This is a genomic window from Bradyrhizobium sp. CW1, assembly GCF_023100665.1.
Taxonomy (GTDB): Bacteria; Pseudomonadota; Alphaproteobacteria; order Rhizobiales; family Xanthobacteraceae; genus Bradyrhizobium; species Bradyrhizobium canariense_D.
On sequence record NZ_CP064684.1, the window covers coordinates 2,753,410 to 2,773,697 of the forward strand.

At 63.2% G+C, this 20,288-nt stretch carries 19 protein-coding genes; 15 read left to right on the plus strand and 4 right to left on the minus strand.

Annotation, left to right across the window (positions count from 1 at the left end):
• The first annotated feature begins 39 nt into the window (after positions 1 to 39).
• From IVB54_RS13345 to IVB54_RS13380, 8 genes are all read left to right on the plus strand, one after another.
• Positions 40 to 1,101 (plus strand): Gfo/Idh/MocA family oxidoreductase, encoded by a 1,062-nt coding sequence (locus IVB54_RS13345; protein ID WP_247378123.1) that lies wholly within the window; start codon positions 40 to 42, stop codon positions 1,099 to 1,101.
• Complete coding sequence (locus IVB54_RS13350; RefSeq protein ID WP_247378121.1) at positions 1,098 to 1,565, plus strand: acyltransferase; 468 nt, start codon at positions 1,098 to 1,100, stop codon at positions 1,563 to 1,565. Before IVB54_RS13345 ends, IVB54_RS13350 begins: the two co-directional genes overlap by 4 nt.
• A gap of 3 nt (positions 1,566 to 1,568) precedes the next feature.
• Positions 1,569 to 2,669 carry a DegT/DnrJ/EryC1/StrS family aminotransferase gene (locus tag IVB54_RS13355; protein WP_247547797.1) on the plus strand — a complete coding sequence of 367 codons (1,101 nt, stop codon included), beginning with the start codon at positions 1,569 to 1,571 and terminating at the stop codon, positions 2,667 to 2,669.
• Between the two features lie 203 nt (positions 2,670 to 2,872).
• Positions 2,873 to 3,871 carry an NAD-dependent 4,6-dehydratase LegB gene (locus IVB54_RS13360; protein WP_247547796.1) on the plus strand — a complete coding sequence of 333 codons (999 nt, stop codon included), beginning with the start codon at positions 2,873 to 2,875 and terminating at the stop codon, positions 3,869 to 3,871.
• Positions 3,872 to 3,918: 47 nt separating this feature from the next.
• Positions 3,919 to 5,118 carry a LegC family aminotransferase gene (locus tag IVB54_RS13365; RefSeq protein WP_247777283.1) on the plus strand — a complete coding sequence of 400 codons (1,200 nt, stop codon included), beginning with the start codon at positions 3,919 to 3,921 and terminating at the stop codon, positions 5,116 to 5,118.
• Positions 5,118 to 6,506: a hypothetical protein gene (locus tag IVB54_RS13370; RefSeq protein WP_247378114.1), complete on the plus strand. Its 1,389-nt coding sequence runs from the start codon at positions 5,118 to 5,120 to the stop codon at positions 6,504 to 6,506. Before IVB54_RS13365 ends, IVB54_RS13370 begins: the two co-directional genes overlap by 1 nt.
• 49 nt (positions 6,507 to 6,555) lie before the next feature.
• On the plus strand, positions 6,556 to 7,893 hold the full coding sequence (locus IVB54_RS13375; protein ID WP_247777284.1) for a polysaccharide biosynthesis C-terminal domain-containing protein: 1,338 nt from the start codon (positions 6,556 to 6,558) through the stop codon (positions 7,891 to 7,893).
• Positions 7,894 to 7,951: 58 nt separating this feature from the next.
• Positions 7,952 to 9,511, plus strand: a complete 1,560-nt coding sequence (locus IVB54_RS13380; protein ID WP_247547794.1) for a hypothetical protein — start codon at positions 7,952 to 7,954, stop codon at positions 9,509 to 9,511.
• Between the two features lie 2 nt (positions 9,512 to 9,513).
• Here the strand turns inward: IVB54_RS13380 and IVB54_RS13385 are convergent, their stop codons facing one another.
• Positions 9,514 to 10,473: an NAD(P)-dependent oxidoreductase gene (locus IVB54_RS13385; RefSeq protein WP_247455188.1), complete on the minus strand. Its 960-nt coding sequence runs from the start codon at positions 10,471 to 10,473 to the stop codon at positions 9,514 to 9,516.
• Between the two features lie 161 nt (positions 10,474 to 10,634).
• Here IVB54_RS13385 and IVB54_RS13390 point away from each other — a divergent pair, with 161 nt between their 5' ends.
• Entirely contained in the window at positions 10,635 to 11,429 is a 795-nt protein-coding gene (locus IVB54_RS13390) for an FkbM family methyltransferase (protein WP_247455186.1), read from the plus strand.
• 23 nt (positions 11,430 to 11,452) lie between these two features.
• Here the strand turns inward: IVB54_RS13390 and IVB54_RS13395 are convergent, their stop codons facing one another.
• The 3 genes from IVB54_RS13395 to IVB54_RS13405 form a co-directional block, all read right to left on the minus strand.
• Complete coding sequence (locus tag IVB54_RS13395) at positions 11,453 to 12,607, minus strand: hypothetical protein (RefSeq protein ID WP_247378099.1); 1,155 nt, start codon at positions 12,605 to 12,607, stop codon at positions 11,453 to 11,455.
• Positions 12,608 to 12,696: 89 nt separating this feature from the next.
• The gene (gene neuC, locus IVB54_RS13400; RefSeq protein ID WP_247777285.1) at positions 12,697 to 13,890 is read right to left on the minus strand and encodes a UDP-N-acetylglucosamine 2-epimerase; all 1,194 of its coding nucleotides are present in this window, start codon (positions 13,888 to 13,890) and stop codon (positions 12,697 to 12,699) included.
• Positions 13,887 to 14,630, minus strand: coding sequence for an acylneuraminate cytidylyltransferase family protein (locus tag IVB54_RS13405; RefSeq protein WP_247547792.1), 744 nt, complete (start codon positions 14,628 to 14,630; stop codon positions 13,887 to 13,889). The genes neuC and IVB54_RS13405 overlap by 4 nt, the downstream gene beginning before the upstream one ends.
• Before the next feature lie 181 nt (positions 14,631 to 14,811).
• On the opposite strand from IVB54_RS13405, the gene neuB reads away from it, so the two are divergent.
• Genes neuB through hisH form a run of 6 tightly spaced genes read left to right on the plus strand, consistent with a single transcriptional unit; the run spans position 14,812 to position 20,281 of the window.
• Positions 14,812 to 15,894 carry an N-acetylneuraminate synthase gene (neuB, locus tag IVB54_RS13410; protein ID WP_247455184.1) on the plus strand — a complete coding sequence of 361 codons (1,083 nt, stop codon included), beginning with the start codon at positions 14,812 to 14,814 and terminating at the stop codon, positions 15,892 to 15,894.
• Positions 15,891 to 16,517: a NeuD/PglB/VioB family sugar acetyltransferase gene (locus IVB54_RS13415; RefSeq protein ID WP_247378094.1), complete on the plus strand. Its 627-nt coding sequence runs from the start codon at positions 15,891 to 15,893 to the stop codon at positions 16,515 to 16,517. The genes neuB and IVB54_RS13415 overlap by 4 nt, the downstream gene beginning before the upstream one ends.
• A gap of 12 nt (positions 16,518 to 16,529) precedes the next feature.
• A complete protein-coding gene (locus IVB54_RS13420) occupies positions 16,530 to 17,570 on the plus strand; it encodes a nucleotidyltransferase family protein (protein ID WP_063995627.1) in 1,041 nt (346 codons plus the stop codon).
• Positions 17,567 to 18,379 (plus strand): SDR family oxidoreductase, encoded by an 813-nt coding sequence (locus IVB54_RS13425; RefSeq protein WP_247378093.1) that lies wholly within the window; start codon positions 17,567 to 17,569, stop codon positions 18,377 to 18,379. Before IVB54_RS13420 ends, IVB54_RS13425 begins: the two co-directional genes overlap by 4 nt.
• Before the next feature lie 37 nt (positions 18,380 to 18,416).
• Positions 18,417 to 19,598: an N-acetyl sugar amidotransferase gene (locus tag IVB54_RS13430; protein ID WP_063995629.1), complete on the plus strand. Its 1,182-nt coding sequence runs from the start codon at positions 18,417 to 18,419 to the stop codon at positions 19,596 to 19,598.
• A gap of 44 nt (positions 19,599 to 19,642) precedes the next feature.
• A complete protein-coding gene (hisH, locus tag IVB54_RS13435) occupies positions 19,643 to 20,281 on the plus strand; it encodes an imidazole glycerol phosphate synthase subunit HisH (protein ID WP_247378092.1) in 639 nt (212 codons plus the stop codon).
• Positions 20,282 to 20,288 lie beyond the last annotated feature (7 nt).

Consider the following 20,288-nt stretch of genomic DNA (forward strand, 5'->3'; position numbering starts at 1 on the left):
GACGTTGTATGCAAACGACTCAGATGCCGAGGAGCTTCTGTGATTAGATTTGGCCTGCTCGGGTGCGGGCGCATCGCCAAGCGCCATTCCGACCTTCTGGGCGGGAACCACATCAAGGGTGCGCGCCTCGTTGCGGTGTGCGATTCCGATCGCGCGCGGGCGGATGCGATTGCCACGAAATTCAAGGTCTCGGCGCATAACGATCTCGACGCGATGCTCGCGCGCGACGATATCGACGCCGTCGCCGTGCTGACGCCGAGCGGGATGCATCCGCAGCACGCGATCGCCTGCGCGCGGGCCGGCAAGCATGTCGTGGTCGAAAAACCGATGGCACTGCGGCTGCAGGACGCGGACGACATGATCCGCGCCTGCGACCAGGCAGGCGTAAAACTCTTCGTCGTCAAGCAGAACCGCTTCAACGTGCCGATCGTCAAGGCGCGCGAGGCGCTCGATGCCGGCCGCTTCGGGAAGCTCGTGCTCGGAACGGTCCGCGTGCGCTGGTGCCGGGACCAGGCCTATTATGACCAGGACGCCTGGCGCGGCACCTGGGCGCAGGACGGCGGCGTGCTGACCAACCAGGCCAGCCACCACGTCGACATGCTGGAGTGGTTCTTCGGCGATGTCGTCAGCGTCCATGCGCGCAGCACCACGGCGCTGGTGAAAATCGAGACCGAGGACACGGCGGTCGCGACGCTGAAGTTTCGCAGCGGCGCGCTGGGCATCATCGAGGCGACCACTGCCGCACGCCCGGCCGATTTCGAAGGCTCGCTCTCGATCCTCGGGGAGAAGGGAACGGTCGAGGTCGGCGGCTTCGCCATGAACCAGATCCGCCACTGGCGTTTCGTCAACGAACTGCCGTCGGACAAGTTGGTGATCGACAAGTTCTCGGTCAACCCGCCGAACGTCTATGGTTTCGGCCACCAGGCCTATTACCAGCATGTCGTCGAATGCCTCGCTAATCGCGGCGCGGCGCTGGTCGATGGGCTGCAGGGGCGTAAGAGCCTGGAGCTGATCTCCGCGCTCTACGAATCAATCGAGACCGGGCAGGAGGTGTCGCTCCGCTTCATGCCCCGTCGCAGCCGCCTGGGCGTCGCCTCGTGAGCAGCCCCGAAAGCCACCAGATCGGGATCCGCGACGTCAGCTTTGGGGCGGGCGTCAAGGTGGTCGAGCCCTGCAATCTCTATGGCTGCACGATCGGCGACGGCTGCTTCATCGGGCCGTTCACCGAGATCCAGAAGGACGTCGTCGTCGGCGCCCGCACCCGCGTGCAATCGCACAGCTTCGTCTGCGAGCTCGTCAGCATCGGCGAGGACTGCTTCGTCGGCCACGGTGTGATGTTCATCAACGACACCTTTGCGAGCGGCGGCCCGGCAAGGGGGCGCAAGGAATTGTGGCGCGAGACCAGGATCGGCAACCGGGTGTCGATCGGCTCGAATGCGACGATCATGCCGGTCACGATCGTGGACGATGTCGTGATCGGCGCGGGCTCGGTGGTGACGAAGGACATCAACGTTGTCGGCACCTATGCCGGAAATCCGGCCCGGCTACTGACCTTGCGGAAGTGACGAATGGCGGTTCCCTTCGCTGATCTCCAGCTCCAATACCAAAGCATCAAGGGTGAGATCGACGCAGCGATTGCCGCCGTCATTCGCGACAATGCCTTCATCCGCGGGCCCTTCGTCGATGAATTCGAGCGCGACTTCGCCAAGGCCGCTTCCGTCAGGCATTGCGTCTCCTGCGCCAACGGGACGGATGCGCTCTATCTCGCAATGGCCGCGCTGAAGGTGAAGCCGGGCGACGAGGTCATCACGACCGCGCATTCCTGGATCTCGACCTCGGCGATGATCACGCATGCGGGCGCGAACGTTAAATTCTGCGATACCGACGGGGTGACCTTCACGATCGATCCTGCGGCGATCCAAGCCGCGATCACGCCGCGCACGGTGGGCATCATCCCGGTGCACCTATACGGCCAGCCCGCAGACATGGACGCAATCATGGCGATCGCGAACAAGCATGGATTGTGGGTGATCGAGGATTGCGCCCAGGCGCATCTGGCGCGCTACAAGGGGCAGATGGTCGGAACGTTCGGCGCGGCCGCGACATATTCGTTCTATCCCGGCAAGAATCTCGGTGCGATGGGCGATGCGGGCGCCGTGGTCACTAATGACGCTGTGCTTGCAGAGCACATGACCCGCCTGGCGCGTCATGGCGGCCTCGTGAAGCATCAGCACGAGATCGAGGGCGTCAACAGCCGGCTCGATGGCATGCAGGCCGCCATTCTGTCAGCAAAGCTTCCGCATCTTGCCGCCTGGACCGAGGCGCGGCAGCGCGCGGCCGCGGTCTATGATGCCAGCCTCAATCAGATCGAGGGCGTGAGCGTGCCGCAGGTCGCGCCCGGCCGCGATCACGTTTATCACCTCTACACGATCAGACATCCGAGGCGCGATGCACTGGCGGCTTACCTCAATGCCAATGGCGTGCAGACCGCCATCAATTATCCGACCGCGCTGCCGCTACTTCAGGCCTACTCAAGATTGAGTCACACAGCGGCACAATTTCCGCATGCATACCGGGATCAGACCAGCATCCTGTCGCTGCCGATTTTTGCCGAAATTACGCAATCGCAACAAGACAGCGTGATCCGGCTCCTGCGCGAATTTGCATAGCACAGGCGGACGGTACCCGCCCGCCAATTATAGATCAATCTCAATAGCTTACGCGCCCCAACGCGGGTGCATGTCGTGCGGGGCGTCCGGACCCTGTCAGCCTTCGGCGTATTCAAACTGGCCTCCAGCGGCTGGAATGTTTAGAAGCGGCCGTGCCGGGTCGGCAGGCGGGCAGTTGGCCCAGTCAGAGGGGAACTGGAACTGTGCGAAAAGTACTTTTGACGGGCGCGGGCGGGTTTATCGGATCGCACCTTGCGGAAGAGCTAGTCCGGCGCAATGTCGCGGTGCGTACCTTCGTGCACTACAACAGCATGGGCTCGCATGGCTGGCTTGATTCCTCCCCGCCCGACATCCGCAAGGAATTCGACGTCTTCGCCGGCAATGTGTGCGATCCTAATGGCGTGCGCACCGCTATGAAGGGATGCGACGCTGTCCTGCATCTGGCTGCGTTGATCGCGATTCCTTACTCCTATCACTCACCTGACACTTATGTTGAAGCCAACATCCGCGGTACACTCAACGTGCTGCAGGCGGCGCGCGATTTCGGCGTCGAGAAGGTGATCCACACCTCCACCAGCGAGGTCTACGGCACAGCGCAATTCGTCCCGATCACCGAGGAACATCCACTCCAGGGCCAGTCGCCTTACTCCGCAACCAAAATTGCAGCTGACCAACTCGCTCTGTCGTTCGAGCGCTCGTTCGGCACGCCGGTGTCGGTGGTGCGGCCGTTCAACACCTACGGGCCGCGCCAATCGGCGCGTGCGGTCATCCCGACCATCATCACCCAGGTCGCGGCGGGCGCGCGAAAGATCAAGCTCGGCAGCATCCACCCGACTCGCGATTTCAACTATGTCGCCGATACCGTCTGCGGCTTCCTTGCGGCGCTCGACTCCAATGCCGGCATCGGCGAGGTCATCAACATCGGCAGCGCCTTCGAGATCTCAATCGGCGACACTGCACGGCTGATTGCCGAGCTGATGAAGGCGGAGATCGAGATCGAGCATGACGACATTCGCGTGCGCCCCGAGCGCAGCGAGGTCGAGCGGCTCTGGGCTTCCAACGTCAAGGCGCAAAAGCTGCTCGGCTGGTCGCCGCGTTTTGGCGGTGTCGACGGCCTGCTTAAAGGTCTTGAGCAGACCATTGCCTGGTTCACTAAGCAGGAGAACCTGGCTCGCTATCGCCTCAATGCCTACACTCTGTGAGCAAGATGAGCATGTTACCCGCACAAGCGAGCCAGAATCGTCCTGGCGTGTTTGATCTCAAGCCGGTGCTCGACGCCATCGATGCGGCGCTCGGGTTGGTGCAGCGTCCGGTGGAGCTCCACGAGCCGCGTTTCGGGGACCGCGAGCGCGAGCTAGTGCTCGACTGCATCGACACAAATTGGGTCTCGTCAGCCGGCAAATACGTCACGCGTTTCGAGGAGATGGTGGCGGCCGCGACCGGCTCGCGCTACGCAGTTGCGATCGTCAACGGCACGGCCGCGCTGCATGCAGCATTGGTGCTCGAAGGCGTCGGGTCGAACGACGAGGTGCTGCTGCCCTCGATCACTTTCGTCGCCACCGCGAACGCCGTGAGCCACGCCGGCGCCATGCCGCATTTCGTCGATTCGACCTGGGACACGCTAGGGCTCGACCCGCGCGCGCTCGAGGCGCATCTCGACGCGATTGCCGTGCGGCAGAATGGCGCCTGGGTGAACAAGCACACCGGACGACGGCTTCGTGCGGTCGTTCCCGTGCACATCTTTGGACATCCCGTCGATATGACCGCGCTCCGCGCGGTAGCCGCCCGCTACGACCTTGTGATCGTCGAAGATGCGACCGAGTCGCTAGGCTCGACCCTGAACGGTAAGGGTTGCGGTACCTTCGGACACTCGGCCGTGCTCAGCTTCAACGGAAACAAGATCGTCACCACGGGCGGCGGCGGCATGATTGTGACCGACGATGAGGCGCATGCCCGCCAAGCTCGCCACTTCACTTCGACTGCAAAAAAGGCGCATGCCTGGGCCTTTGAACACGACGAGATCGCCTACAACTACCGCTTGCCCAACATCAATGCGGCGCTCGGCTGCGCTCAAATGGAGCGGCTTGAGAGCATGGTTGCGAGCAAGCGCGTGCTTGCCGAACGCTATCTGAGCGCTTTCCGCGATTTTCCTTGGGCGCGCATCTATCGTGAGCCGAAGGGATCCAAGAGCAACTACTGGCTCAACACGCTGGTGCTCGACCGCGAACACGCCTCCGAGCGCGACCGTCTGCTCGAAGCCCTACACGGCCACGGCATTCGCGCCCGGCCGCTGTGGACGCCGATGCATCTGTTGCCGATGTACCGCGATTGCCCGTGCGCTTCGCTGCCCGTCGCCGAAGACATGAACACGCGCTGCATTAACTTGCCCAGCAGCCCCTTCCTCGGCGGAGTGGCTCAAGGAACCGCCAAAGGCGCGAGCCAGAGCTGATGCCCCGGATCGTCTTCTTCACCATCCACAGCACGACGGCCTGGTGGAAATACCTGGCCTCGCGCATGGAGTTTGCCGACGCGGTCGTGCTCAGCGACCTGCGCGACGACGGCGACTATTCGCTGGTCGATGACTTCTATCGCTTTGTCGACAGGGGCGATGCCGCGGTCGCGGCGCTCACGCGTTTCGGGGAGGATGGGTGCGCCGACATCATCCTGCGCTGCCGCGTGCTCAGGAGCCTCGATCGCGATCTTGCGCTCAAAATGATCGGCGGCATGACGCAGGCGATCGAGCAGGCTTTTGACAAGCTTGCCCCCGATCTCGTCCTGACCTTCACCATCGACCGCTACGTTATGGACGTGATGGAGCGTACGGCGCGACGGCGCGGCATCGATTTCCTGGAGATGACGACCTCGATCATTCCGGACCAGATCATGCTGATGCGCCGCGGAAAGCCGGTCTGGCTGCGCGAGCCCTCCAGGGAGAACATCGATGCGGCGGTCGGCCAGCTCTGCAGGGACGATTTTGCGCCGGCCTATGTCCGCGACGCCAAGCGTTTTTCGCTGGCCAGGTTCTGGCGGATTTTCGGTTACTACGCGCTGCGGGGCGCCTTTTTTAACGTTTGGCGGTTCATCAAGCGCGACCGGTACAACTGCCACTATCTTGACGCGCTGAAGCGGCTCAAGCACAAGGTCCGCATGCGCGACGTGGCCGTGCTTGGCCTGCTGGATCATGGCTGGGACAGGCGGCTGGCCGAAGTGCCACGCGAGCGTCGGGTGTTCCTCGGGCTTCAGCTCTTCCCCGAAGCTTCGATGGATTACTGGCTCGAGCCGCAAGACATGCTCGCGCATGACGACGTCGTCGTGCGCTATTGCGAGGTGCTCAGCGGCATCGGCTACCGCATTTTCGTCAAGGATCATCCGCTGCAGTTCGGTTTCCGCCAGCGCGAGTTGTTCGCACGCCTGGCGAAGCTGCCGTCCGTGGTGCTGGTGCCTTACGACGTGCCGGCGAATCTCTTGATCAGGAAGTGTGCGGTGTCGGTCACGTTCACCGGCACCATCGGCTTCCAGGCGGCGCTTGCCGGGTTGTGCTCGGTCGCGACCGAGCCGTATTATGCGACCGAGCAGCACTTCTTGCACGTCCGCGACACCGACGAGGTGGACGGGCTCGCCGAGCGGCTGTCACGGTGGCAATCCCCTGACGATCTCGACACGATCCGGCGCACGATTATATGGCACTTGGCGTCGATCAGCCTCGAGGGCGACTATTTCGGCTGGCGCAAGTTCGATGTCGAGAGCGCGGCCGCGCGGGCCTCGGTCGAGCCGCTGGCGCGTTCGCTGAACGCGCACCTGCCGCGATTCCTGAAGTCCTGCAGAACCGCCGCCTGACGTTACAAGTGAGGCACGCGTCTGCAACCGATGCTGAGGGACGGCGGAGATGGAAAGCGCGATGCGATCTCGTTTGCTTGACCTCGTGACGCGCCCGGCGGTCGCCGGCACGGTCGCGGCACTAGTCTTGCGCGCGCTGACGCTCGCAAGCCGCTTCCTTCTATCGTTGCTTCTGGCGCGTATGCTGTCGCCGGCCGAGATTGGAGCATACGGCCTCCTGACGGCGGCACTGGCGTTCGCGCTCCTCGCGGTAGGCTTGGAGTTCTATTCCTTCACGCTGCGCGAACTGGTGCCGGCGACGCCCGAGCGGCGCGCGCGCATCATTGCCGACCAGATGGTGCTCGGGACGGCGGCGCTCGTGGCGGTCGGCATCGTGGTGACCTCTGCGATCGCCACGGGTTCCTTTCCGGCGCGCCTGGCACCCTGGTTTATGGTGATTCTCGTCACCGAGCACATCTCGCTGGAGGCGACGCGGATCCTGATCATCACCTGGCGACCGGTGCGGGCTTATATCGGCGTGTTCCTGCGCGGCGGCATCTGGGTGTACGCCATTGCTGTGCTGATGTTAGCGGCGCCCTCGATGCGGACGCTTGAGACGGTTCTGGTCTGGTGGGCGCTCGGCGGCGTGGCGTCGATCGTCTTCTCCGGGTTCTCGCTCTCGGAGTTGCCCTGGCGCGAATTGAGGGGGTACGTGCCGGATCTCAAGAACATCCGCGAAGGTCTTTGGACCGCGCGCCCGTTCATGCTGACGGCGGCGGGGGCCCTGGTCATCTCCTATGTCGACCGTTTCGTCATTGACGCGTTCGTCGGGCGCGACGCCCTCGGCATCTATACGTTCTATTCGACGATCCTCATCGGCCTGCTGTCGTTGGGTAGCTCGGTATCGCACCAGTTTCTGCCAAAAGTCATTGCGGGCTATGCTGCTGGCAGGGACGCCTATCGCTCGGCCCTGCGCTCCTTCTTCTGGTCCATGCTGGCGCTGGTCTGCGCGACGATGATCCTGTCGGCCTTTGCCATGGGTCCAATGCTGGCGGTGCTCGGGCTGTCCACCTATACGGCGAGCATCGGCGTATTCTATGCCATGCTGCCGGGCGTATTCCTGCGCATGCTCGCGGATGTTCCATCCTACGCGCTCTACGCGGCGCGGGCTGACAAATATCTGCTGATCTGCAATCTCGGTTCCGCTGCGGTATCGACATTGCTGAACGTGGCGCTGATTCCTGTGCTGGGCATCTACGGGGCCGCACTAGCCGGCGGCATTACCAGCGCCGGGTTGTTCCTTTCGCTGGTGGGTTTCGCAATCCACAGGATGCGCGGAAGTTTCAGGAAACCGGGCGCGACCGAATCCATCGGCCTTCCCACCGATCCGGACATGCTCTACCCGTGAAGGACGAGCTCATGCGAAAGCGTCGAGCCCATCCCGCGTCGTAACCGAGGGGCGCTTCTTGAACTTCAATGTGCAGCAGCGGCTTGTTCGATTTTTCGGCGCTCTCGCGTCGCCCGCGCTTCTGATGACCGTGATCTGGCTCGGAGCGCTCTTCGCCGTTGCCGTCGGGCCCATCGAATATCCGGGACAGCCTTCGGCCGCCGTGCTGACTTTGGTCGCACTTGGACTGGCGACCTTTCTGTTGTCCTATCGGGGCGGCAAGTTCGTCTTTGATCGCTGGTTCACTCGCCAGGTCCGTCCCCCGGAGCTCTCTGTGCCGACTCTTAACAACGTCATGATGGCCGTGTCGCTGTTCGGCATCGTCGGCATTGCGCTTGTGGCGCTCGATCGTACCATGCTCAGCGGCATCAGCAACGGTAGCTATGCCGAACTGCTGCGCTGCGCGCCGGGGCTCGTTGACACGATCGCGATCAAGCGCACGCCGTTGCTCTATGCCGGTTACGCGATGTTCTCGTTCGGCTTCGCTTCCGTCGTGCTGTTCCTGCTGAAGGGGGAGGAAATCAGGGGATGGCCGGCTGCGCTGGCGCAAGTGTCCATGGTCTCACCGGTGGGGTATGCGCTGCTTTATTCGGGGCGGATGCCGATTCTGTTCGTTCTCGTTCTGGTCGCGATGGCGATGCTGGTGCGCCTCATGGAGGGGCGAACGCTATTGCCGCGTGGCCATTATCTTCTGCTCAAGACTGTCCTCGCCGTGGGCCTGTTTGTGGTCTATTCCAGCGCGATCTGGGCCAGCAGACAGAACTTTTGCATCCAGATGGCGCCGCTGATCACCGAATTGCAGGATAAGAACCTGCGCGATGCATCCGCGGCGGGCCGTCCGGCCTTATCAGGCGAACTTGTCCCCCCCAAGGCCGACGCCATGGCCGCAATCGAGCTAAACAAGCGTGTTGCCGAGGCGCGCGCCGCTTCGCCATCGACGCCTAGCACGAGCTCGACAGAGGCCGTTCTGGCGATGATGCTGGAAGCCTGGGACGTGAAGCCGCGCGGCTATGTAACCTCAGCGATCGAATCCGGCCGCGTGTCTGGGCACGGAGCCATGATCGGCCTCAGCACCTACTTCTATCTGACCCACGGTGTGCGGACCGTGGACATCGTCTGGAAGGCACGCAACAGGTTCACACCCCAGTGGGGTCTATACGAGGTCGGTGTGCTTTCGCCGTTGTTGCGTATATTTTTCCCGGGTACGGATCGAGTGGCGCTCATGGAGGCGCAGCAGCGGGCCGAGCTGATCTACGGCTTCTTCCCGAGTGCTTGGGCCGCGGCCTTCATCGATTTCGGCCTCGTCGGGGCAATCCTCTACATCGCGATCTGGGGAGGCTTGGCCGGCTGGAGCGCGGCAGGAACACGGCATTCCCTTCGGATGACGCCTGTGCTTCTGCTAGTGTTCGTACTCGCCAGTATCGTTCTCAGTCCGGTTCAGGGACCTCTCGGCATCGCAAATTCGGCGCTGGTGCTGGTGTCGATGCTGGTGACCGGGCTGATGCTGGATTTTGCCAATCTGCGCGAGAGGGCGGCGCACGAACCCGGTCAACAGGGAGCCAACGGGCCAGCGACCTGATATTAACGTGCGGAGACGTTGTGCAGCCACGCGACCGTCGCCGAGACGCCTTGCTCCATGTCGTAGGGGAGCGGCCCGCAGACTGCCGCAGTCGGTGCGAGATCGAATTGATACTCCGTGAGCACGTTGTTGAGGCGGAACGAGTTGAAGGGAAATCGCTTCAAGCCGATCGCGTTTACCGCATCGCCACAGAACGCCAGCGTGCGGGCGACACCGGTTGATAGGTGCGGAATCGGGCGCGAACCGAAGTTGCGCTGAAACGCATCGCACCACGCTATGAGATCGATTGGCGTGTAGTCGGCAAGATAAAACGTCCGGCGATGGATATGTTCGGCTGGCGCGTCCAGCAGGCGCCAATACTGAAAGGTGATGTTGTCGATATAGCTGTACGATTTCCAGAGCGGGGCGTGGCCGACGTGGAAATATTGGCCGCGCTCGATCATACGAAGGAAGCGCTGGTAGTGCGCGCTCATGCCGGGGCCCCAGACGGTCGTGGGACGCACCAAGCACCATTCGCGCCCCGCTCCGTCGGCGCTGCGGACGATCTCTTCAGTGCGCACCTTGCTCTTTCCGTACAGAGTGTCAGCCTGGTAGTCGGTCTCGCTGGCTGGCACGTAGCCGACGCGGCAGACGAGTTGTGACGAGGTCCAGATTGCGCGCCGCACCGATGGCGTCTGCCGCACGGCCTCGACCAGGTTTTCGACGCCCTCGATATTGGCGGTGTAGCCGGAAAGGTTGACCTTTTCGTCGAGATCAATCCGTGCGGCAAGATGGACCACCGCATCAGGCGAGGCGCTGGTCAAAGCTTTCGTCAGGCGATCGGCGTCCAGGATGTCGCACACGATTTCGGTGGTGCCGGCGGGGGCCTTGTCGAGCCCAACGACTGCGCAATGCTCGGTGCGTAACCGCCGCACCAATGCTTGGCCGATGAAGCCGGAGCTTCCGGTCACGAGTACTTTCATGCTGATGTCGCTGTCATTGCCGAGGGAACCGTCGCTTGACCGGCCGGTCGGGCTGATCTACCAAAACGACCAGGCGATTGCAAACTGCGCCAAATCCAACGTTCGCAGAGCACTTTGCGATCGCTTTCACCTCGGCTCTAGCCCCAACCGGCATTCGCTTCATGAAGGCATTCGTCTCTGCCGCGTTCCAGGCCATCAACAACGTCCTGGAGCCAATTGGCCTCCGCCTGATGCGCACCAACGCGCCGGTCAGGAACTTTGGCCTGTTCTTCAAGCATCTGAAGGCGCTTGGCTTGGATGTGAAGACGGTGATCGATGTCGGCATCGCCTTCGGCACGTCGCCGATCTACGACGCATTTCCGCGTGCCAAATATTTCCTGGTCGAACCCGTGGCGGAATGCCGCCCTATCCTCGAACAGCTCAAGCAGCGGCTTGATGCCGAGTATTTCCTGGTCGCGGCCGGTGCCGAAAACGGCGAGATTACCTTTAACGTCCACGACGACATCTCGGGCTCGAGCATTTTTGCGCAGGTCGAAGGCAAGGCCCTCGATGGCGAGGCGCGCAAGACGCCGATGCGGCGGCTCGATTCGCTGTTGCCGGAGACGCTGGAGCATCCGGTGTTTCTGAAGATCGATACGCAAGGCGCCGAGATCGAAGTGCTGAAGGGGCTCGGTTCGCGGATCGGCGAAATCGATCTCATGATCCTCGAGACCACGATGATGCCGATGCGGCACGGCATCCCGCAGTTCGCCGACATCGTGCGCTTCTGCGACGAGGCGGGCTTCGCGGTTTACGACGTGCTGGAGGGACACATGCGCTCGCTCGACGGTGCCTTGGCCCAGATCGATCTTGCCTTCATCCGCAAGGACAGCCCGCTGCGCCGTCAGGCGGCTTATTTCAGCCCCGAACAGCTTGCCGAATATCTCAAGCGTCCGAGCAAGCTGCGCGGCGCCTGAGGCGTGCAGCCGGAAGCTTTGCGTCAGATTTCCGCGAGCAGGATGAACAGGCAGCGGCGCTCGCCCTTGTTAACCATGCCGCCGCGATGCATGCCGTTGCCGTCGAACAGCACGCAATTGCCGTAGTTCGAGGTCGCGGCGAAGTGGCCTTCGCGCAGACGCGCCACCTCCGGCGAATTGTCGAGCAGGTCGCCGCCAAAGTCGGCCTTCCTGCGCAGGAACGCAGGCAGCGCCATGAACTTCTTGCGCGCATCGGGCCGGCGGCCAGAGAAGCCTGAAAAATCGTTGGTGCGGCGGATCATGCCTTCGAACCAGCCGATCTTCGCGTTCTGGCTGCCGCGGATGTAGCAGAACGGGCCGCCATCCGGACCGATGTCATGGACGTAAATCGCGCATTTCAGCATGCCGTAGGTGGCATCGATATGCAGATAGCTGCCCCAGGGATCGGCAAGCTGCGTGTCCGGGAATACGCGCTTCCAGAATGCGAGATCCTGATCGTTGATCTGCGCATTGACGTGCTTCACGCCGGCGGGGCGGCCGAGATAGGCGCTCGCCGCTTCCATGATGCCGTAGCGCTTGAAGATGGACTCGACGGTCGCGAACGCCTGTGGATCAGCCGAGCGCGTGCACCAGTAGACGTTGTCGTCGAACTTGCGCTTCTCCGGCGGAATGTTGGCGCGGCGGTCGTCGAGCTTGGCGAAGCCCGGATTGGTCACGCCGCGGATCTGCTCGATCTCGTCGGGCGTGAGGTTCAGGCAGACAATGCCGTCGGATTTGATCTTGTTGAGCAGCGCCGGGTTCGCCGGCTGCGCGGGACGGCGCGCACCGGTCAGCCAGCCGATCGCGCGGCTTGCACGGATGCTCGCGAACATCGAGATGTAGCGCAGCGCCGTCTTTGCATTGAGGCCGCTGAAGCCCGCCTCCTTGCTCAGCAGCGGCATGTTGTCGTAGTCGACGATGCGGCGAATGGTGACGAAGGCGAAGGTGCGCGCGAACACGTTCAGCGCATGGAGGCGCTCGCGGAAGGTCGGCTTCGGCAGCATGCCGCCATAGGCCGGATGCGCATCATAGTCGATCGCCGGAAGCGTGTTGCCGCGATAGGGCGGAATCGGAAGTTCACCAATCTCGCCGGCGCGTGCCATCGGCGTCACGTCGGAAAGTGAATCGATCGTCGTCATGTCGCGTACTCCCGGAACGAGCGCGGTTTGTCTCAATCTCGCCCGATCTATACAGCCTAGGGCGCGGCACTGGCAACAATGGCCAGGACTTATAAGGCCGGTCCGGGCGGTTCCAGCGTGGCCGCTAAGTCGTGGAAATACTTCGGGAAAGCGCGCTTGAGCTCGATCTTTCGAAGGGTTGCAGCGATGGCCTCGGAGGCGCCCCCGCGGCCGTAGGGCGGCACATGGGCCGGATCGGGCTGGAACCGGCCCTCGAAGATGCGCCGGAGGCTTGCCAGGATGAGGTGCGAATTGGCCGGGCAGTCGATGATCGAGGCGGCCCGCAGCCGGCCCTTCTGGCGATCGCCGATATTGATCGTGGGCACACCGACGGCCGGGGCTTCCAGGATGCCGCTGGAGGAGTTGCCGACCACGGCATCCGCAAGCCGCAGCGCGGACCAGTAACGCTCGCTGCCGAGCGAGGTGAAGAGATGGGCGCGATCGGGTCGCGCAGCGACGAACCTCCTGATCGCATCGTCGATGGCGCGATAGCCGGGATCGGCGTTGACCCCGGTGAAGATGAAGCTCCGGTCCTCGATGTAGGCAAGCGCGCCGAGAAGGGCCGTGACGTTGGCGGCGTCGGCTTCCGGCTGCGCCGTCGTCGGATGCAGCGTCACCAGCAGGAAGCGCTCGGGACCGCCGATGCCGAGCTTTGCGAACAGCTCGGCGCGGGTCAGTGTCGGCGTGCTGTCCGCCAGATCGAGGCCCGGCGCGCCGACATTGAACACGAAATCGGGCTGCTCGCCCATCTGGATCACGCGACGGCGATAAGGTTCGGCTGCAACGAAATGCAGACAGGCCATCTTGGTGATGGCATGACGGATCGCGTCGTCGAAAGCGCCCGCGGTGATCTCACCGCCATGGATGTGTGCGATCGGAATGTTCAGCAGTGTCGCCGCAACGGAGGCGGCCAGCACCTCGTACCGGTCGCCGAGCACGACGAGGACGTCGGGTGCGAGCTTTGGCAGCGCCTCGGCAAAACCGCTGACGCCGATGCCGGTGCCGCGCGCAATCGTTTCGGCACGATCGTCGTCAAGCGCAAGATCAATTTTCGCGGCGATCGGAAAGCCATCGGCCTCGATAATCTTCCAAGTCTCGCCGAAGCGAGGCACCAGATGCATGCCGCAGCCAATCACGCTCAGCGCGACGTCGTGGGCCGCCCTGAGCCGCGCCAAAATGCCCCGCAGCAATCCGTAGTCGGCGCGCGAGCCGGTGACGACGGCGATCCGGCGGCGTGCGCTCATGCCTTCCGCCATGGCGAACCATCGAGCATACCGTGCTCGATGACATAGGAGGCATAGGCGAGGTCGGCCGCGCTCTCGATCTCGATCGAATGCATGCGGTCCATCATGATGCCATAGCTCGCGAACGGGTCGGCGTAGATCTTACGATGCTTGCGCATCGCGTCCCAGCCGACAAGATAGAGCGCGCCGTTCATGGTGACTTCGATGGCCTGGTCCTGTCGCCGCTGGGCCGTCGTCGTCAGCATCTTCTCGACGATGCCGCCGATGGAGCCGTCCGTGCCGAGCGTGCCCACGAAGATCGAGGAGACCTCGGTCTCGCGCATGCCGACCACGAGGCTCGCCTTGCGCGCGGCGAACAACTCAACGGCCTCGTCGAAATGCTTGGGCGTCGCGAAGGGCGAGGAGGGTTCCAGCAGCATGATGGCGTCGTAGCGCCGCTTCTCATGCGTCTCGATCCAGTCCATGGCGTGCAGCACCACGTCATTGGAGGAGGCGGTGTCGGTCGCGAGCTCGGCCGGCCGCTCGAACAGCATTTCGGCGCCGTGCCGCGTCGCCTCGGCGCGGATCTCGGGGCTGTCGCTAGACACGATTAGGCGCGAGCAGTAGCGGGACTGTTTTGCGGCAATCGCCTTGTAGCCGGTCAGGCTGAGGCCGCCGATCTCGCGCAGGTTCTTGCCGGGCAGGCCCTTCGATCCACCGCGGCCGACCAGCAGGAACAATATCTCAGGCGAGTTCGTCATAAGCTCTGACTATCCTGTGTCTCGTCGTCGCGAATCGGCGTAATTCGTCGCTCAACGGGCTGTTGCGGGTCACCCTGGGGAACGCTGCAAACCGTCCGCTTGCGTTGCTTTTACCAGCGCGCTCCACTAAGACAACTGCTTGATTGGCGGCCGATTTCGCTCCGCCCAGCGACGAAACCCCATGCATCGCAAAACCCTGATCATTGCTGAGGCCGGCGTCAACCACAACGGCGACCGTGCACGGGCGCTGGCGCTGGTGGCGGCGGCGGCGCGGGCCGGGGCCGATGTGGTCAAGTTTCAGTCGTTCCGAGCCGATAAGCTCGCAACCGCCGAGGCCGCAAAGGCGAGCTACCAGCGGGCGACCACCGGTGCGGCGCAGTCGCAGCTCGACATGCTGCGCGCTCTGGAGCTCAGCCCTGAGGACGAGGAGCAGATCGCCGCAGCCTGTGCGTCTGCCAATATCACTTATATGTCGACGCCGTTCGATGTCGACAGCGCCATGCATCTGGTCCGCCGCGTCGGCGTGTCCACGCTGAAGGTCGGCTCGGGCGATCTCACCAATGCGCCGCTGCTGCTGCATCTGGCGCGGTTCCGGCTGCCGATCATCTTGTCGACCGGGATGGGGACGCTCGCCGAAGTGGAGCAGGCGCTCGGCGTCATCGCCTTCGGCTATCTTCGTGACGCGACGGTGCGGCCGACGCGCGTCGCGTTCGCAAATCTGCTGCTGGACCGCGCGACCTGGACGGAGTTGCGTGCCAAGATCACGCTGCTGCATTGCACTACGGAATATCCGGCCGACCCGCAATCGATCAATCTGCGGGCTATGGCGACGCTGCGCGATGCGTTCGGCTTGCCTGTCGGCTTCTCCGACCACAGCCGCGGCATCCACATCGCATCCGCCGCCGTAGCGCTCGGTGCCACCGTCATCGAAAAGCATCTGACGCTCGATCGCAATTTGCCGGGTCCCGATCACCGCGCCTCGATCGAACCTAACGAGATGGCGGCGATGATCGCCTCGATCCGTGATGTCGAGGCCGCGCTCGGCGATGGCCGCAAGGTGCCGGCGCCGGAGGAGATTCCAAACCGAGCGGTGGCGCGCCGCAGCCTCGTCGTGTTGCGCCCGGTGCGCGCCGGCGAGCGCTTTACGGAAGACAACCTCGGCGTCAAGCGCCCGGGTAGCGGCGTTCCGCCGATCGAATATTGGAGCTATCTCGGCAAGACCGCCCCGCGCGACTATGCGGCCAACGAGGCGCTCGAGCCATGAGCCTGATCGTGCTCTGCGCCGGCGGTCACGCCCGCGTCGTCATCGAAGCATTACTGAGCCGTGGTATCCATCCCGCAGCCGTCGCCGATTGCGACGCCGCGCGCATCGGTGAGACCATCGGTGGCGTTGAGATCACCGGATCAGACGACGACGTTTTGAAGATGCCCGCCGACACGGTCGAGCTTGCCAATGGTCTTGGCAATCGCGCCTCGCGCCGCGATTCGGGGCTGTCGGGCCGGAGCGCGCTGTTCGAGCGGTTTGCCGCGCAGGGTTACAAGTTTCCCGTGATCGCGCATGCGTCTGCCGTCATCGCTTCCGATGCACAACTCGGAGACGGGGTGCAGGTGATGGCGGGTGCTGTGATCCAGCCGGCGGTGCGGATCGGGCGGAACGTGCTGGTGAATACGCGCGCGGTGGTGGAGCACGATTGCATTGTCGGCGATCACGCCCATATCGCGCCGGGGGCGGTGCTGTGCGGGGGCGTGTCGATCGGCGAGAGCGTCCATGTCGGCGCTGGCGCCGTGGTGTTGGTCGGCGTCAAAGTGGGCGCCGGAGCCGTCGTCGCGGCGGGCGCGGTGGTTACAAAGGATGTCGCGGCCGGCGGGTTCGCCGGCAACGAATAGGATTGGTTTGTCATGAAGGGCGCGTTCGTCGTCAATGAAGATACACCTCTGATCGAGACGCTGCGGCGGATCGATCAGGGCACCCTGCAACTCGCCATCGTCGAGCGAGACGGCAAAATCGTCGGCACCGTCACCGACGGCGACGTGCGGCGCGCGCTGCTCGGCGGCACCGGTCTCGACGCCTCCGTCAGCCTGGTGATGAACCGCACGCCGATCACGGCGCCCGTCGGCATCTCGAATCCGGCTGCGCTCAATTTGATGCGCAAACATTTGATCCACCAGCTTCCGCTGGTCGATGCGGAGGGGCGGGTGGTCGAGGTCCGTCTGATCGACGATCTCGCGCTCGCGCAGCAATCCGATCATTGGGTCGTGCTGATGGCCGGCGGCCTCGGCTCGCGGCTGAAGCCGCTCACCGACGACATCCCGAAGCCGCTGATCCGAGTCGGCGACAAGCCGATCCTGGAGACCGTGCTGGGCGGCTTCGTCAAGGCCGGCTTCGGCAAGTTCTTCATCTCGGTCAACTACAAGGCCGACATGATCCAGGACTATTTTGGCGATGGCTCGGCCTGGGGTGTCGAGATCAACTATCTCCAGGAGAATGCGCGGCTCGGCACCGCAGGCGCGCTGTCGCTATTGCCGGAGCGGCCCGCGCAGCCGTTCTTCGTCATGAACGGCGACCTGCTGACCACCGTGAATTTCGAGCAGATGCTGAAATATCATCGCGAACATCAGGCCTTCTCCACCGTCTGCGTGCGCGAGCATTCGGTGACCGTGCCGTTCGGCGTGATCGATTTCGACGACCATCGCCTGCTCGGCATCCGCGAGAAGCCGACGCAAAAGTTCTTCGTCAATGCCGGCGTCTATCTGCTGGATCCCGGCGTGCTCGATCATCTTGACGCCAACGAAGCCGTGGACATGCCGACCCTGATCGAGCGCACCATCGCCAAGGGCAAGCCGTCGGTCGTATTCCCGTTGCGGGAATACTGGATCGACGTCGGCCGTCTCGACGATCTGCAGCGTGCCTCCGACGAATTCCAGAGGATCTTTGGATGAGCACCGAACGTTCGCTCCGCGAGATGATGTCGCTCCACGGCCGCGTCGCTGTTGTCACCGGCGGCGCCGGTCATATCGGCCGCGCCATCGCGTCAGGTCTTGCAGAGCTTGGTGCCAGCATCGCACTGGTCGATATTGCGACGTCCGCGGGCACCGAGGCTGCGGCGAAGCTGGCCACCGATCACACCGTCAAGGCCACGATGTTCGACTGCGATTTTGAGCAAGGCGACGCCGTGAAGAATCTGCCGCGCCGGGTGCTCGAGGCATTTGGGGGCATCGACATCATCGTCAATTGTGCGGCCTTCGTTGGCACCAGCGGACTCGACGGCTGGGCGGTCCCGTTCGAACAGCAGTCGGATGTGACCTGGCGCCGGGCGATCGAGGTCAACCTTACCGCGCCCTTCGTGCTGATCCAGGCCGCGGCCGACGACCTCGCCAAATCGGGCCATGGCAGTGTGATCAATATTTCCTCGATCTACGGCCTCGCCGGACCCGACTGGCGTCTCTACGAGGGGACGGCGCTGGGGAACCCGGCGGCCTACGCCGCGAGCAAGGGCGGGCTGATCCAGATGACGCGCTGGCTGGCGACCACGATGGCGCCAAAGGTCCGGGTCAATGCGGTCGCGCCTGGCGGGGTCTTCAGGGCCACGGCGGAGCCGTTTTTCAGCCGCTATGTGGCCCGGACGCCCCTTGCCCGCATGGCGCGCGAGGACGATATGAAGGGCGCTGTGGCCTACCTTGCGAGCGACTTGGCAGCCTATGTGACGGGCCAGTGCATTGCTGTCGACGGAGGCTGGACGGCGTGGTAAGCCGACAGCAAATCATGCAATTGCGAGAATCTCCGAAATGTTGAGCTGTAGCAAGTGCTTATTGCCGGAAACGGCAGAGGCCACATCGTTCGACGACGCCGGTTCGTGCAGCGTCTGTGCCCAGATCGAGGTCCGTGACACCCAGATCAATTGGGACGAGCGCCATGACCAAATGATGGAACTGGTCGCGCAATACCGCGACAAAGGCCTGTACGACTGCATCGTGCCCTATTCGGGCGGCAAGGACAGCGTCTTCCAGCTTTGGTACGTCGTCAAGAAGCTCGGTCTGAAGCCATTGGTGGTGCGCTTCGATCACTGGTTCTACCGTCCGCTGATCGAAGAGAACAACACCAGCGTGTTCAAGCAACTCGGCGTCGACGTATTGAACTTCACGCCGAACTGGCATGTTGTGCGTGAGCTGATGCTGGAATCGCTGAAGCGCCGAGGCGACTTCTGCTGGCACTGCCACACCGGCATCTACGCGCACACCATGCAGATCGCGATCCGCTACGAGACGCCGCTGCTGTTCTGGGGCGAGAGTCTGGCCGAATACCAGTCATTCTATTCCTACGACGAGATGGAAGAGGTCGACGAGAAGCGCTTCAACCGCGCGATGAATCTCGGCATCACCGCCGACGACATGTACGAGTTTCTGGGGGGCCGCGTGGCCAAGCGCGACCTGTATCCGTTCGTCTATCCGCCGCGCAAGGAATTGATGCGGATCAAGTGCCGTTCGATCTGTCTCGGCAGCTACATCAAGTGGGACACCAAGAAGCACGTTGAGATCATCAAGCGCGAGCTCGGCTGGAAAGGCCAGGAGGTCGAGGGCATTCCGCCGGAGTACGATTACGAGAAGATCGAGTGCTTTTTCCAGGGCGTGCGCGATTACCTCAAGTACATCAAGCGCGGCATGGGCCGGACCAACCATCTCGCCAATATCGACATCCGTAACAAGCGCATGACCCGCGAGCAGGGCGAAGCGCTGGTGCGCGAGTTCGATGGCAAGCGGCCGCCGAGCCTCGATCTGTTCCTCGACTATCTCCAACTCACCGAGGAGCAGTTCCTGGGGATTGCGATCAAGCACGAGGTCAGCCCTTGGCAGTTCTCGCCGAACACGGTCGAGCCGGGACGCCGCATGCCGGACATGGACAAGTGGAACAACACGCAAGTGCCGTGGCCGAACCATCCCGGCGTCGAGATCGGCGGCGGCAAGGGCTAGGCGAGGATTGACGGGCGGCGCGTCGAAACGCCGGGGAGCAGGCGATGTCAGGCGTAGCGATCGTCGATTACGGCATCAACAATGTGCGCTCGGTGAAGAACGCCGTCGAATATTGCGGCTTCGATCCGGTCGTAACCCATGATGCTGACGCGATCGCGGATGCTTCCCACGTCATCCTCCCCGGCGTCGGTGCGTTCGGCGATGCGATGAGTAACATCCGCGCCCGTGGCATCGACGAGATGCTGGAGCGCCACGTCCGCGAGAAGGGCAAGCCCTTCCTAGCCGTGTGCCTCGGGATGCAGCTGCTCGCCAACACGTCCGAGGAGCATGTCGACGACGGCGTGGCGCATCGTGGGCTCGGCTGGTTCGATGCCGACGTCCTGCGGCTGATGCCGGACGATCCCGCTTTGAAGATCCCGCATATGGGCTGGAACATGGTGGCGAAGGAGCGCGACCATCCGATCCTTGCCAACATCCGCGAGAGCAATCTGGCCTTCTATTTCGTGCACTCCTTCGCGATGCGTTGCAGGGATGCGGGCGATGTGGTCGGCTTCGCCCAGTACGGCCAATCGGTGACCGCAATCATCGCACGGGACAATATCGCCGCCACGCAGTTCCATCCCGAGAAGAGCCAGGACACCGGGATCGAGCTGATGAGCAATTTCCTGCGCTGGAATCCCTGAAGTTCTC